The organism is Mesorhizobium sp. B1-1-5, from assembly GCF_006443065.1.
Taxonomy (GTDB): domain Bacteria; phylum Pseudomonadota; class Alphaproteobacteria; order Rhizobiales; family Rhizobiaceae; genus Mesorhizobium.
The window spans coordinates 92460-106292 of sequence record NZ_VFWS01000004.1; the positions used below are offsets into that span (position 1 = coordinate 92460).

At 63.6% G+C, this 13833-nt stretch carries 17 protein-coding genes; 5 read left to right on the plus strand and 12 right to left on the minus strand.

Features of this window, described 5'->3' with window-relative positions:
* Nucleotides 1-238 precede the first annotated feature (238 nt).
* From FJ980_RS02985 to FJ980_RS03015, 7 genes are all read right to left on the minus strand, one after another.
* Nucleotides 239-793 (minus strand): DUF4142 domain-containing protein, encoded by a 555-nt coding sequence (locus FJ980_RS02985; protein WP_140541461.1) that lies wholly within the window; start codon nucleotides 791-793, stop codon nucleotides 239-241.
* 114 nt (nucleotides 794-907) lie between these two features.
* Nucleotides 908-1663, minus strand: coding sequence for a DUF899 family protein (locus tag FJ980_RS02990; RefSeq protein ID WP_140541462.1), 756 nt, complete (start codon nucleotides 1661-1663; stop codon nucleotides 908-910).
* Nucleotides 1664-1779: 116 nt separating this feature from the next.
* Nucleotides 1780-2604, minus strand: coding sequence for a carbohydrate ABC transporter permease (locus FJ980_RS02995; RefSeq protein WP_140541463.1), 825 nt, complete (start codon nucleotides 2602-2604; stop codon nucleotides 1780-1782).
* Between the two features lies 1 nt (nucleotide 2605).
* Nucleotides 2606-3520, minus strand: coding sequence for a sugar ABC transporter permease (locus FJ980_RS03000; RefSeq protein WP_140541508.1), 915 nt, complete (start codon nucleotides 3518-3520; stop codon nucleotides 2606-2608).
* A 23-nt stretch (nucleotides 3521-3543) separates the two neighbouring features.
* A complete protein-coding gene (locus FJ980_RS03005; protein WP_140541464.1) occupies nucleotides 3544-4800 on the minus strand; it encodes an ABC transporter substrate-binding protein in 1257 nt (418 codons plus the stop codon).
* A gap of 423 nt (nucleotides 4801-5223) precedes the next feature.
* Nucleotides 5224-5721 (minus strand): N-acetyltransferase, encoded by a 498-nt coding sequence (locus FJ980_RS03010; protein ID WP_140541465.1) that lies wholly within the window; start codon nucleotides 5719-5721, stop codon nucleotides 5224-5226.
* A gap of 35 nt (nucleotides 5722-5756) precedes the next feature.
* Entirely contained in the window at nucleotides 5757-6749 is a 993-nt protein-coding gene (locus FJ980_RS03015; protein WP_246676286.1) for a lytic transglycosylase domain-containing protein, read from the minus strand.
* A 198-nt stretch (nucleotides 6750-6947) separates the two neighbouring features.
* Between FJ980_RS03015 and FJ980_RS03020 the strand changes: the two genes are divergently transcribed.
* Entirely contained in the window at nucleotides 6948-7517 is a 570-nt protein-coding gene (locus FJ980_RS03020; RefSeq protein WP_140541467.1) for a methylated-DNA--[protein]-cysteine S-methyltransferase, read from the plus strand.
* Nucleotides 7518-7528: 11 nt separating this feature from the next.
* On the opposite strand, the gene FJ980_RS03025 is transcribed toward FJ980_RS03020, so the two are convergent.
* Nucleotides 7529-7855, minus strand: a complete 327-nt coding sequence (locus FJ980_RS03025) for a hypothetical protein (protein WP_140541468.1) — start codon at nucleotides 7853-7855, stop codon at nucleotides 7529-7531.
* A 278-nt stretch (nucleotides 7856-8133) separates the two neighbouring features.
* Here FJ980_RS03025 and FJ980_RS03030 point away from each other — a divergent pair, with 278 nt between their 5' ends.
* The 3 genes from FJ980_RS03030 to FJ980_RS03040 all read left to right on the plus strand — a co-directional run bounded on the left by FJ980_RS03030 (nucleotide 8134) and on the right by FJ980_RS03040 (nucleotide 9126).
* Entirely contained in the window at nucleotides 8134-8346 is a 213-nt protein-coding gene (locus FJ980_RS03030) for a cold-shock protein (protein ID WP_027168154.1), read from the plus strand.
* A gap of 328 nt (nucleotides 8347-8674) precedes the next feature.
* Complete coding sequence (locus FJ980_RS03035; protein WP_140541469.1) at nucleotides 8675-8875, plus strand: hypothetical protein; 201 nt, start codon at nucleotides 8675-8677, stop codon at nucleotides 8873-8875.
* Nucleotides 8872-9126 carry a hypothetical protein gene (locus FJ980_RS03040; protein ID WP_140541470.1) on the plus strand — a complete coding sequence of 85 codons (255 nt, stop codon included), beginning with the start codon at nucleotides 8872-8874 and terminating at the stop codon, nucleotides 9124-9126. The genes FJ980_RS03035 and FJ980_RS03040 overlap by 4 nt, the downstream gene beginning before the upstream one ends.
* Nucleotides 9127-9199: 73 nt before the next feature.
* Here the strand turns inward: FJ980_RS03040 and FJ980_RS03045 are convergent, their stop codons facing one another.
* The 3 genes from FJ980_RS03045 to FJ980_RS03055 all read right to left on the minus strand — a co-directional run bounded on the left by FJ980_RS03045 (nucleotide 9200) and on the right by FJ980_RS03055 (nucleotide 11728).
* Nucleotides 9200-9808 (minus strand): glutathione S-transferase family protein, encoded by a 609-nt coding sequence (locus tag FJ980_RS03045; protein WP_140541471.1) that lies wholly within the window; start codon nucleotides 9806-9808, stop codon nucleotides 9200-9202.
* A 160-nt stretch (nucleotides 9809-9968) separates the two neighbouring features.
* Nucleotides 9969-10829, minus strand: a complete 861-nt coding sequence (locus FJ980_RS03050) for an EAL domain-containing protein (protein WP_140541472.1) — start codon at nucleotides 10827-10829, stop codon at nucleotides 9969-9971.
* Nucleotides 10826-11728 carry an EAL domain-containing protein gene (locus tag FJ980_RS03055; protein WP_140541473.1) on the minus strand — a complete coding sequence of 301 codons (903 nt, stop codon included), beginning with the start codon at nucleotides 11726-11728 and terminating at the stop codon, nucleotides 10826-10828. The genes FJ980_RS03050 and FJ980_RS03055 overlap by 4 nt, the downstream gene beginning before the upstream one ends.
* Nucleotides 11729-11947: 219 nt before the next feature.
* Here FJ980_RS03055 and FJ980_RS03060 point away from each other — a divergent pair, with 219 nt between their 5' ends.
* Nucleotides 11948-13150, plus strand: coding sequence for a pyridoxal phosphate-dependent aminotransferase (locus FJ980_RS03060; protein ID WP_140541474.1), 1203 nt, complete (start codon nucleotides 11948-11950; stop codon nucleotides 13148-13150).
* A gap of 63 nt (nucleotides 13151-13213) precedes the next feature.
* Here FJ980_RS03060 and FJ980_RS03065 read toward each other — a convergent pair whose 3' ends face one another.
* The gene (locus tag FJ980_RS03065; protein ID WP_140541475.1) at nucleotides 13214-13609 is read right to left on the minus strand and encodes a cupin domain-containing protein; all 396 of its coding nucleotides are present in this window, start codon (nucleotides 13607-13609) and stop codon (nucleotides 13214-13216) included.
* Nucleotides 13610-13833: the final 224 nt, after the last annotated feature.

Genomic DNA, 13833 nt, shown 5'->3' on the forward strand with positions numbered 1-13833 from the left:
TTTTGGCGGGGAGCTTATCGCGGCAGCGGGGGAACGCCAGTTTTCCCTTCTCCCCTTGTGGGAGAAGGTGGATCGGTGCGATAGCGCCGAGACGGATGAGGGGTGTTCCAGCCTGGCAAAACCGCTCGTCCAACCGTGACCGTATGGCTTATTGCCAGCGTCTCACTCCGCTGGAGCACCCCTCATCCGGCCGCTTCGCGGCCACCTTCTCCCACAAGGGGAGAAGGCAAGGGCGGCCTCACTGATGCGCCACCGCCAGTTCCTTCACATGCTTCTCGTGCATCTTCAGCACCGGCAGCGTCTTCTTGGCGAATTCCTTCATCGCCGGGTCGTCGCCTGAATTGGCATAGGTGGAAAACAGCGCCACCGCGTCCTTATGCGCGTCGGCCTGCATCTTGATGTATTTGGCGTCGAATTCCTTGCCGCTCGCAGCCTTCAGGTCGTCGAGCAGCTGCTGCTCCTTGGGCTGCAGCGCGGGGCCGGCCGGCTTGATTGACGCCGTGGTCTGGCCCTGGCTCAACGCTGTCTTGAAGTCTTCGCCGGCCTTGCCGTGATCCTTGATCATCTGCGCGGCGAAAGCCTTGATGTCGGCCGACGCCGACTTCTCTTGCGCCAGCTTGCTTGACTCGATCTCGAACGTGTTGGCATTCGGCACCGTTGTGACGAAGGTTTGGGTGTCGACCTTGTTCTCGGTCACCATCGGTCCCACGGCGTCTGAATTGTCCGACTGGGCGAACGCGGCGGGCGCGCCGGCAAGAAGCGCGACGGCGACCAGGGGCAGCAGCGTTTTCATCTCGATCTCCGATCCGAAACAGCCCCTCCGCCTTTCCCAACGCAGCACCGGCCCCAGGGTTGCCTAAGAGGTTGCCTCGGAAAGAAGCGCAGGGGCCCGGCGCCCGCATCGCCATCAGTGGCATTGCGCGCCGGCGGCGTGCCCGGCATATTGCAGCTGCTCGTGCCAGTCCGGCCGGCCTTCGGGCGTGAAATCCATCAGGTTCCACAGGATCTCGCAGGTGCCGATGGCGCGCGGGTCCTGTCCCGGCTCTGTCGGCGCGAAGCCGAGCTCCGACGACCAGAAATGCCGGATGCCATCACCATCGCGGTGGAACACCGAAAGCAGCGGTATCTGCGCGCCCTCGGCGGTTTCGGAGTTGTAGTCGCGCTTGAAAGCGTTGCCGGCCGACGAGACGAGCCGCATGTTTCGCCAGCCGCGGTCGCGGCCGAGCGCTACAAGATTGTCGAGCGCTGTCTTCGCCACCACGGCAAAGTTGAAGCCCGCCGCTTCGAGATGGCTGATCGCGCCGTCGAACTGGTCGAGCAGCGCCGTGCAGGACGGGCATGGCTGGTCCTGCCTGGCAAGCTTCGCCGTCTCGCCGCCTTTCGCCACCTCGCGCGTCTCCTGCGGATGGCGCGGGAACATCATCTGGTAGAGGATCAGCGTATCCTTGCCCGGCGCGAACAGGTCCGACAGCTTGACTTTCGCCGGCCTGCCTTCGCCGTCCAGGGCGTCGAACACATAGTCCTGCGGCACCAAACCGCCCGGCGGCAGAGCGCGCCTTGCCTCCGCCACCGCTTCCATGGCGCGGCGCAGCTCGATTTCCTTGCGCAGCAATTTTTCGCGCGCGGTGCGATATTTGGCGGATTCATTGGGAAAGGTGATCATGATCGTCTCCTGGCGCCGGCGTCCCGGCGCGGGTTGCTCTACGATCCAAGGACGGCTCGCCGCGACCTGATCCGACATTTCGGCACACGCTTTCCGGTCACTTTTTCGCGTCGCATCTAGCCTTTGACGCCGCCAGCCGTAAGACCCGACACGATCCTGCGCTGGAAGACGAGCACCAGCGCCACCAGCGGCACGGTGACGATCACCGAGGCGGCCATGATGTTGCCCCACGGAATCTCGAACTGTGAATTGCCGGAGAGCAGCGCGATCGCCACCGGCACGGTGCGCTGCGTGTTGGTGGAGGTGAAGGTGAGCGCGAAGAGGAATTCGTTCCAGGCGCTGATGAAGGCAAGCAGCCCGGTGGTGGCTAAAGCCGGCCACATCAACGGCAGGAAGATGCGCGTGAGGATGGTCCATGGTCCGGCGCCGTCCAGGATCGCCGCTTCCTCGATCTCGACCGGCAGGTCGCGCACGAAGGTGGTGAGCACCCAGACCGTGAACGGCAGCATGAAGATCATGTAGGACAGGATGAGCGCCAAGAGTGAATTGTAGAGATGCAGCGCCCGGATGATCTCGAACAGCCCGGCGAGTGCCGCGACCTGCGGAAACATCGACACCGACAGGATGGCCAGCATCAGCGCCGAGCGCCCGCGGAAGCGGATGCGCGCCAGCGCGTAGGCCGCCGTGACGCCGAGCAGCAGCGAGACCGCGACGACCGCGCCGGAGACGATCAGCGAATTGACGAGATTGCGCAGGAAGGGACCTTCGGTCAGCACGTTGCGGTAATTGGCAAGGCCGAACGATCGCGGCCACAGGCCTGCCTGGAACAGCTCTGTTCCCGATTTCAGGCTGGTGACGATTGCGTAGTAGAACGGAAACACCGCGACGAAAACGATCGCCAGGAGCAGCAAGTAGAAGCCGGCGCGCTTCAGCATCTTCATATCAGCGCCCTCCGTCGAAACTCAGCCGGCCGATGCGGATATAGGCGATGGTGAGCAGGCCGATGATCAGGAAAAGCAGCGTCGAGGCCGCCGAGCCATAGGCAAACTTGTCGAACTCGAACAGGTTCTCGCGCGCGAAGATCGACATCGACTTGGTCTGCACATTGTTGGGCGTCAGAACGTAGATCAGGTCGAAGATGCGCAGCGCGTCGAGCGCGCGGAAGATCACCGCCACCATCACCGCCGGCCGGATCAGCGGCAAGGTCACCCGCCAGAAGATCTGCCACGGGTTGGCGCCGTCGAGCTTCGCCACCTCGAGGATCTCGCGCGGCAGCATCTGCAGGGCCGCCAGGATCAGCAGCGCCATGAACGGCGTCGTCTTCCAGATGTCGACGATCAGCACGGCGATCATCGCCGTATCGGCATTGGCGGTCCAGGCGATCTTGGTGTCGATCAGGCCGAGATTGAGAAGCGCGACATTGATGATGCCGAACTGGTCGTTGAGCATCCACTGCCACATCTTGGCCGAGACGATGGTCGGGATCGCCCAGGGAATGAGGATCGCTGCCCGCACGATGCCGCGTCCCGGGAATTCGGTGTTGAGCGCAAGCGCCACGATCATGCCCAGCACCGTCTCGCAGGTCACCGACACCGCGGCAAAGCGCACCGTGTTCCACACCGCGCGCCACCAGACCGGATCGACGAGCAGCCCGTCATAGAGCAGGCGGCCGCTCGGCAGGCGCAGCACCGAGAAATAGTTGTCGAAGCCCACCCATTGCCTTGCGTCGAGATCGGCCAGCGAAGCATCGGTGAAACCGTAATAGACCGTGCGCAGGAACGGCCAGCCGGCAACGGCAGCGAGCACGAGAAGCATCGGCGCGAGGAACAGCCAGGCCGTGCGCACGCGTCGGCGCATCAGCGGCGATCGCCTTGCCGCGCTCACCAGCCCTTGCCTTTCAGCCTGGTCAGCCTCGCCCCGAGATCGGCCAGATTGTCGGCGGCGGCGCCTTGGCCGGAGATCGTGTCGTGCACGGCAGTCCAGAATTGGCTGGATGCCTCGTTGTACTTGATCCTGGCGGTTGCCGACGGCCTTGGCTGCGCGTTGAGAAAAATCCCTTTCCAGCGCGGCACGATCGGCTGCTGCCGGGCGATGTCGGGGTCGTCATAGAGGGCCGGAATGGTCGGCAGGTTGGACGTTCTCAGTGTCCGGTATTTCTGCATCTCGCGTGACGCGATGAACTTGACCAGCTCGATCGCCTCGTCTGGATGTTTCGAATATCTGGAGACGGCAAGATTCCAGCCGCCTAGCGTGGCGGCGGGATGCCCGCCTTCGCCGGCCGGCAGCGGCGCCACGTCGAACTTGCCCTTGATCGGCGAATTCTCGCTGTTGCCGAGCGCATAGGCATAGGGCCAGTTGCGCATGAAGACGGCATTGCCGGTCTGCCAGACGCCGCGCGTTTCTTCCTCCTGATAGGCGAGCACGCCCGGCGGCGCGATCGTGCCGATCCAGCCCTTGACCATGTCGAGCGCCGCGACCGCCTTTGGATTGTCGATGGAGATTTCACCGTCCGGCTCGATGATCCGACCGCCGCCATTCGACATCACCCATTCGAGCGCGTTGCAGGTCAGCCCCTCATAGGCGTTGCCCTGGAAGACGAAGCCCCAGATGTCCTTGTCGCCGGCCGCCCGCTCCTTGTTCATCACGAGCTTCGCGGTATCGGCCAGCTCCTTCCAGGTGGTCGGCACTTTGGCGCCGTATTTGTCGAGCAGATCCTTGCGGTAGTAGAGCGCCGGCGCGTCGGTGAAGATCGGCAGCGCGACCAGCCTGCCGTTGACAGTCTGCGATTGGATGATCGACGGGAAATGCTCGCCCACCACATCCCTGGTCGCCCCGGTCAGGTCGACCAGCTGGCTGGCAAGCTGCGGCGCCCAGATAACGTCGGTCTGGTAGACGTCGATATCGCTGCTGCCGGCGGCGAGCCAGAGCCGATATTGGCCGAACTGGTCGGTGGTCGAAGGCGGAATGACGACGATATCAACCTTGTTACCGCTCTTCTTCTCGTAACGATCCAGTATCTCGCGCAGCACCTTGATTCCGTTGCCGGTATCGCCCGACACGATCGACAGTTCCACGGCTCGCGCTTGAACAGCGCCCAGCAGGATGCCGGCGGCCAGGAATGCTGAAGCGAGCTTCACGGGATTGCGGACCTCCCTGCGCGACCGGCGACGCACAGGTCGCGGCTCATCAAGGCCCCTGCGTTGAATGCGCGACGCCGCTTAGGGTTCCCGCGCTTGTGCGTGCCGACCGGGCCGGCGGGTCGGTGAAGCCGATCTCGGTTGGCGCGACCGCGTCGGCGGCCCGTCCCGTCCGCCTCGCTTCACGCAAAGCGGACGGGCTCCGAAACCCCCGCCCCGGAGCCCGCCTGGGAGTGGCTGACGCATGCCGGCACAGCCTCCTCCGACGCCTTGCCCGCGTCGATCCGCCGATCGGCCGCCCGGCACGACGACGAATTAGCATGCCCTAACGTCAGCCTATGTGAAGGAGTTCACAATGTCCGAGCGCAGGCGATGGCAACGCCGCGCCGGGAGCCTCCGATCCGGCCCGCCGCGCTTTGCGCGTCAGCCTTCCCAGTCGACCGGGATCATGCCGAGCCGCTCGTAGAGCCTGAAGGCCGCGGTGCTCTTCACCGTGTTGGTCTTGAGATCGACATGGGTCGCCCCGCGCTCGCGAAAGGTCAGGAACACCTGCCGCATCAGCGCCTCGCCGAGGCCCTGCCGTCTCGATTCCGGATGCACGGCGAGATCCTTGACAAAACCGGATGTCCAGCAGAGCGCCGCGCCCGCCAGCAGCCCCTTGCCGTCGATCGCCAGGAAACAGAGGGCGGGGTCGAACTCCGCATCGCCGGAAATGCGCGGCCACCACTCGTCGAACGGCCCGTCGGCGCCGTCGTCGAACACCTCTTCCAGCAGCGCGTGCAAAGCCTGCGCATCCCGGTGCTCGAACGCGCGCATGACGAAACCCTGCGGCCAATGCGGCGCGGTCAGCGTATCGTCGAGCAGCTTGCGCAGGCGGATGTCGTTGGCAGCCGGCGGGCGGGGAATTGGGTTTTCATGCATGGCGCTGTCTCGAAACGCCGCGCGGAACCGTCCGCTCAGGCGTCGGGTGGCAGGCGGTGCCGCTTGCGGTCGGTGCCCAGGCCCGTCGCCTCGAGCAGGCCTTTGCGCTTGGCATCGTAGTAATAGCCGGTCTGGTAGAGCATGTCGGCCCGCTTGGCGTTGCCGCCCGAAACCAGCCAGGCGCCGCGCAGATACTTGACCGCATATTTGAGATTGGTCTCGGCGTCGAACAGGCCGGTCGCCGGTCCGTCATAGCCCATGCCGCGCGCCGTCGCGTGCTTGATCTGCATCAGCCCCCAATGTCCATGATTGTAGGCTTTCGGGTTGAAGGTGCTTTCACGATTGACGACATGACGCACCAGGTCGATCGGCACTTCATAGATCGCCGAATATTTCTCGATCAGCCGTTCGATCTCGCCGCGCGGGCCGCTGGCGTGCTGCTCGGGTTGGCCAGGTGCCGCAAGCAGCGCCGGATTTTCCGGCATCATATAGGCGACCTGCTGGACGCCGGGCATCGGGGCGACTTTCGCCGACTGGCCGGTGACCGGCATGGCGACGCCTGCGGTCGTATAGACCGCCGCTCGGCTGATGGATGCCGCTCGGCTGATGGATCCAGGGCCGGTCGGCGAGCCGCCGGCCGTCAGCACCGGCGGCGGCGGAAACTGGCCGGCCATCGGCGTCGCTCCGGCGAAAGCCGCAGGCTGCGCCAGCGCCGCGGCCGGCGCGCCGGGTTGGACAGGCGGCGGCAAAAGCGCGCCTTGCGTCGCGGACGCGCCTTGCATCACCAGTGCGCTTTGCGTCGCGGGCGCGCCTGGCGTGGTCGCCATGGCGACGACATCGCCGGCCAGCGCCGCGGTCTGCACCTGCGCGAGACCCGAAGGTTCCGGCAGCACGGCCACCGTTTCGGGCAGCGCGAGCGTCGGCGTGTCGTCCGCAACAGCAGGCGTCGAGGCTTCCGCAAGCGCGGGCGCGGCCTTCATCTGCGAAGTCGAGGTGCAGCCGCTGAGACCGGCTGCTGCGACGAGCACGCCTATCGCGGTGGATATGATTTTAGCGGGCAAGCCGTGCGGGTCCGGTTTGTCGGTTGTTAAGGAGTCCTTACACCAGCGATTCACACCCGGCAATCGGGGCCACCCGGCGGTTTTCGGGTGGCGACAACAGGGCCGAAGTGCCATATTGTTCTGGATATGTACTCGTTTTTCGCTGTTTTGCGGAAGGAATACGTCATGAAACCCACATCCCAGATCACGGCCGGCCACGCAGTGTTAGAAACAGTGATCGGCTTTATGGGGATAGCCTGGAGCGAGAAGGGCCTGATCCGGCTTTGCCTGCCGGAGCGCAGCCGCGAAGCGGTCGAGCGCCGGCTGCTTCGCCACCCCGGCGTCTCGGCCTCGACAGACCAGCCGTCCTGGGTGATCGATCTGATCGCCTCGATCAAGGCCTATGCGGCCGGCGAGGACGTCGACTTCTCGAGCGTGCCGGTCGATCTCGACGGCGTCGACAATTTCCGCCTCGCCATCTACGACGCGGCGCGCAAGCTCGGCTTCGGCGAGACCACCACCTATGGCGAACTGGCCAAGCGCGCCGGCCATGCGGGCCTTCCGCGCGAAACGGGCGCGGCGCTCGGCGCCAATCCGGTGCCGCTGGTCATTCCGTGCCATCGCATCCTGGCGGCCGGCGGCAAGATCGGCGGCTTCTCCGCGCCCGGCGGCTCGGTCACCAAAGAAAGGATGCTGGCCATGGAAGGCGTTCGCGTCGGCCCGCCGCCGGCGACGCAGGCCACATTCGGTTTCTAAGGCGCTGCGTATCAGTCCTGTAGGAACCGGCGGCGGAAGCGCCGCTCGAAATCCGGACGCTTGCAGACATAGACCATGCAGGACCTGGCGTCGGCACTCGGCACATAGGCGCGTGCCCTCACCTCGCCCGCGTTGCAGAAGCGCTCGTCGCGCACATAGCGGTCGTAGAGCGGCAGCCCCGGCACGCGCGTCGACTGGTAGCGCAGGATGACGGCGCCCTGTCTGGCGATCGTCGCCTGCACCCGGTCGCAGCTCATGCGCGTCGGATCGTAGCGCGTCACCGCCTGCGCTTCCGCGGCCAGCAGCAGGAAGCAGGCGGCAAGCAGAATGGTCTTCATGGCTTCTCTCCTCGGAAGGGCAAGCATCGCATCCCTCCACAACGCGGCACCGCTGTCAAAACTTCCATGCTTGTATCCCGCTCGATCCGGGATGCGGGGCAGCGTCCAGGCAACCCGTCTTGTTTTCTTGCTCAAACTATCCTATATCCGCAGCATTGAATTTGGCCGATCGATCGGGCCGCGATCTTCGCGTTTGCTGACGTCTATCTCCAAAATTTCGATACCGCCGGCCGGACGTTGGTCCGGTCAAACAAAAGCAAATGTGAAGGGCATTCTATATGGCAACTGGTACGGTCAAGTGGTTCAACGCCACCAAGGGCTACGGCTTCATCCAGCCTGACAATGGCGGCGCGGACGTTTTCGTCCACATCTCCGCTGTCGAGCGCGCTGGCATGACGAGCCTGGCTGAAGGCCAGAAAATCAACTTCGAGATCGAGCAGGACCGCCGCACCGGCAAGTCCGCTGCTGGGTCTCTTAGCAAGGCAGCCTGATTTGGCTTAAGCATTTTGCAGCCAAGCGGAATCGCTTGGCGTTGCAGAAATGCGGCTAAGCAAAGGCGCGCGCCGGACGAAGGTTCGGGGCGCGCGGCAAGTCACGGATGTACTGACGGTCGCGCGAGAAGCGCGCCGGAGCGAAAAGACCCGACAAGCTGGAACAGCAGATAGCTGCCGGCCCGGACCAGACGCTCCCGATCAGGCTACCGGCAGAGGAAGGCGGGCATTGCCCGCCTTTTTTGTTGCCTGGATTTTGGCGAGTTCTTCTCCGGTCCCAGCAGGCCCACGGGTGGCACTTTTGGCCCACCAGTGCTATCATTGATACATGACCAAACTCGAACAGATCGAAAAATCCGTCGCCGAACTGAGCCCTGAAGAGCTGAAGGCATTTGCCGCCTGGTTCGAGGCTCTGCGGGCCGATTTGTGGGACAAGCAGATCGAAGCCGACGCGAAAGCGGGCAGGCTGGACAAGCTTGCAGAACAAGCACTGGCTGAGCATCGCGCGGGTCGGACTCGGCCCCTGTGAATCACTCTGCCGCCCCTTCGTTTTGGGACGCCTACGATAAACTACCTAAAGCAATCAGGATGAAGGCTGACAGCAGCTTCGCCAAGCTGCGTGCAGATCCGTTTCATCCTTCGCTCCATTTCAAGCGAGTTGGACGTTACTGGTCAGCTCGAGTTGATCTGGACTACCGCGCTGTTGCAGTCCGTGACCAGGACGACATGATCTGGTTTTGGATCGGCACCCACTCCGAGTATGAACGCCTTTTGAAATAGCCGCTTACGGCTGTATGCATGCAAAGCGGCTCGCTGGCGCGCCCATACAGGTTGGGTGCAAAGCGGTGAGGAATTATGCCTTCCACTCGATCGGCACATGCCCCTTATCCGCCTCGACGCGCTTCAACCAGGCGGCGACCGCCGGATAGGCATCCAACTGGAAGCCGCCCATCCCGGCGGTGTGGGTATAGGCGTATAAGGCGATGTCGGCGACGCTGTAGGCGCTGCCGGCGAAGAATTCGTTCTGCTTCAGATGCTGGTTCATCACGCTGAGCGCCTTGTTGCCGCGCTCCAACGTCTGCGCCAATCGTTCCGGCGTGGCGTCCTTCGCCCGTTCCGGAAAAGTCAAAAGCGCCTTGCGCACCGCGATATAGGGCTCATGGCTGTATTGCTCGAAGAACAGCCATTGGTAAGCCAGCGCGCGTTCGTATTTATCGGCGGGCAGGAAGCGCGTGCCTTCGGCAAGATAGAGCAGGATGGCGTTGCTTTCAGCGATACGCCTGCCGTCGTCGAGCTCGAGCATCGGCACCATCGCATTCGGATTCTTGGCGACATAGTGGGCCTTGCGCGTCTCGCCGGTATGCGAGCTCACCTCTACCCGGGTGAAAGGAATGCCGAGCTTGGCCAGCAACAGCCGCGGCTTATAGCAATTGCCACTGTCGGCCATGTCGTAAAGGATCATCCTACATACCTCGCGCGTCGCCTGAAGCTCATTTCGGCACGGCACTAACGTGCCCAGGCGAGACCATCCAGTGATTTGTATTTGAGAAGAACCATCAGCGGCGCTGATATGTTTTCGGCGTCTGCATCAGCGATGCTGATGCACCTTTTGGGATCGAGCATCAGCGATGCTGATGCAGGGGCACGACCTTGTTGCCGGCGCCGAGCAGGGCGTCGACCGAAAGCGGTTCTTCCTTGAAGATCGTGCCGGCGAGCGCCGGGCGGGCGAGATGGAAACCTTGCAGCAGGTCGACGCCGCCCTCGAGCGCGACGCGCAAGTGCTGTGCATTCTCGATGCCCTCGACCAGCACTTTGGCGCCGCGCTCGTGCAGCACCGCCACCAACGGCCGGAAGAAGCGTTCGGCGGCGGCATGGCGGCAGAGCTCGCCAAACCAGGCGCCGTCGATCTTGACGATGTCGGGTGTAAGCAGATCGATGCGCGCTTCGGTCGAATGCCCCGTGCCGAAATCGTCGATGGCGATGCGGATGCCGTCGCGCCGCATTTCGCGCACCAGGCTGGCAAGAACCTGGTCATCGGCTGCCTGTTCGGTGATCTCGCAGACCAGCAGGCTGGGCTCAAGCTCCAGATCGCCGAGATGCCTGGTCATCAGCCGGATCTCGGCGAGCGCCCGTCCGAGATGGTCGTTGATGGTCGGATTATAGTTGAAGAACAGCGTCAATCCCTCGACGCCGATGTTGCGATAATTGCCGAGATGCAGCATCCGGCACATCGTTTCGACAAACAGAAGGTCGGGCGCGGGAATGCTGCCGAAGAAGACCGAAGCGGCTACCGGCTGCGCGATGCGGCGCGGCTCGATCAGCCCCTCGACGGCGACGGCTCTGAGCACCCTGCCCTCCGGCGCGAAAATCGGCTGATAGGCGCTCCACAGCCGGAATTCTCTATAGACGCCGAATTGGAGGCCGATCTCGTCGGCGAAGATCGCCTTGGCGACGTTGCGCCGCCTGTCTGGTTGTTCGCTCATGGCGCGACCTTGCGCCCGAACACCCTTGCCGGCCGTCCGTGCAGCGTTGGGGCCGCCGGGCTTGCGGCGGCCGGTGCCTTGCTGTCTTCGCTCGAAGGCTGCTGCGCGCCCTTGCCGAAGACGCGAAAGCTGGTGGGGGCAAGTTCCGGCCGGGCAAGCACGTAGCCCTGCACCATGGAGGCGCCGGACCTCTCGGCTAGCTCCAGCTGCCAGCCTTCCTCGATACCTTCGAAGACGGTGCGGATGCCCTGGTTCTCGAAACTCTGCACCATCGCCGTCAGCAAGGCGAAGCCGGCGCCGGACTCCATCAGATGGGTGATCCAATTCGCATCGAATTTGACGATGTCCGGCTTGAGTTCCTTGATCCGATTGATGTCGGAATCATCGGCGCCATAGTCGTCCACCGCGATGCTGAAGCCATTGGCCCTCAGCGCCTCGACAAAACCGTAGAGCGCTTCCTGCGAAGCCGATTTCTGCTCGGTGACCTCGCAGACGATGCGGCGCGGATCGATGCCGGCTTCGTGCAGCACCAGCCGCATGTCGCGCAGGGCCTTGTCGGCGATGTGGCGATCGGTGAAGACCGACGGGTCGAAATTGACGAAGATGGAGGCCTCTTGCGGCAGGCAGGCGCCGGCGTTCAGAAGATGCAGCGTGCGCGTCAGCGCTTCGATATGCAGCCGGTCGGCCGCCGGGCAGGTGCCGAAAAATGTCGCCGGCGACTGCGGCTCGCCATCGCGGAACGGCCGGATCAGCCCTTCGAAAGCGGCGACCGAGAGCTTGCCCTCCTTGAAGGCGAAGATCGGCTGGAACGCGCTCTGCAGCGTATAGATGCCCCAGACACCGGTCGAGGTGCCGTCATCATGACGGATGATATGGGCAAGCCCGATGCTGCGCGACAAGGTTTCTCGCTCCGCGAATAGGCGCAATCCAATCTGCGATCCTGCCAGCCAAGGGTTTACCGGCCGTTGATGAATTTAGCGTTGCCGCTCACGCAGGCTGACTTTGGTCACGCCTCCTTGACCTCTGGCTCATCGCACAATGCTTGCGCTCCGCGCGATGATGCGACATGAGAGGCGCCGCGGCCGCTCCTGGCCGCTTTTCCTAGGAGACATTTCGTCATGGCCTTTCTCGCCGACGCCCTTTCCCGCGTTAAGCCTTCCGCGACCATCGCGGTGACGCAGAAAGCGCGCGAGCTGAAAAATGCCGGCCGTGACGTGATCGGCCTCGGCGCCGGCGAACCGGACTTCGATACGCCCGACAACATCAAGAACGCGGCGATCGAGGCGATCCGCCGCGGCGAGACCAAATATCCGCCGGTTTCCGGCATCGTGCCGTTGCGCGAGGCGATCGCGAAAAAATTCAAGCGCGAGAACAATCTCGACTACCGGCCGGAGCAGACCATCGTCGGCACCGGCGGCAAGCAGATCCTGTTCAACGCCTTCATGGCGACGCTGAACCCGGGCGACGAGGTCGTTATCCCGCGCCCTTATTGGGTGAGCTATCCTGAAATGGTGGCGATCTGCGGCGGCACGTCGGTGTTCGCCGACACCTCGATCGACAATGGCTTCAAGCTCACGCCGCAAGTGCTGGAAGAGGCGATCACGCCGAAAACCAAATGGCTGCTGATGAACTCGCCGTCTAACCCGTCGGGCGCCGCTTACACGGAGGCCGAGCTGCGGGCGCTGGCCGACGTGCTGCTCAAGCATCCGCATGTTTGGACGTTGACCGACGACATGTATGAGCACCTGACCTATGGCGATTTCGTCTTCAAGACCATCGCCGAGGTCGAGCCGAGCCTCTATGAGCGCACGCTGACCATGAACGGCGTGTCGAAGGCCTATGCCATGACCGGCTGGCGCATCGGCTACGCCGCCGGGCCGGTGCCGCTCATCAAGGCGATGGACATGATCCAGGGCCAGCAGACCTCGGGCGCCTGCACCATCGCGCAATGGGCTTCCGTCGAGGCGCTCAACGGGCCGCAGGATTTCATTGCGAAGAACAAGGCGATCTTCCAGGGCCGGCGCGACCTCGTGGTCTCGATGCTCAACCAGGCGCGCGGCATCTCCTGCCCGTCGCCGGAAGGCGCCTTCTATGTCTACCCGTCCTGCGCCCAGCTGATCGGCAAGAAGACCAAGACGGGCAAGGTGATCGACAATGACGAGGCCTTCTGCTCCGAACTGCTGGAGGCCGAAGGCGTCGCGGTGGTGTTCGGCTCGGCCTTCGGCCTCGGACCGAACTTCCGCATCTCCTACGCCACGTCGGACGCCTTGCTGGAAGAAGCCTGCACGCGCATCCAGCGCTTCACCGCGTCGCTGACCTGATCGGCCATCCGGCCGGCCAGCAAGAAAAACCCGGCGCCGCGCCGGGTTTTTCTTAGGCGCCGATCAGCCGCCATATTGCTCGTCGGAAACCTGCTCCAGCCAGTCGGCGTGAACGCCTTCCAGCGCCTCCTGCATGGCGATATGCGTCATGGCGGTTTTCCGGCCGGCGCCATGCCAGTGCTTTTCGCCCGGCGCGAAGGAAACGACATCTCCCGCCCTGATCTCCTGCACCGGGCCGCCCCAGCTTTGCGCCAGGCCGGCGCCGGCAGTGACATAGAGCGTCTGGCCAAGCGGATGCGTGTGCCAATAGGTGCGCGCGCCGGGCTCGAAGCTGACCAGCGTCGCTCTGAGCCGCGCCGGCGCCTCTTTCTCGATGATTGGCGTCTGCAGCACCCGCCCGGTGAAATATGTCTCCGGCGCGACGATCGTCGGCACGCTGCCGCACGCAATGAGCTTCATCGTTCAGATCCTCTCGAACAGAGCGCCCCGCGCGGTGTCTCACGCGATAGTTTCGCCTCGTCGGGAGACCGTTGCAACCGGCTTTGAGCCATTGCCCGGCGGCAACCTCGATTTCTCATTCGCGCAGCGGGCGGATTGCAACATTAGAATGTCTGAAAATTGTCATAAATCGTTGCTTTTTAACCATAAAATCGCGATCTCCACTCAGCGGCAAAGGAATTAAT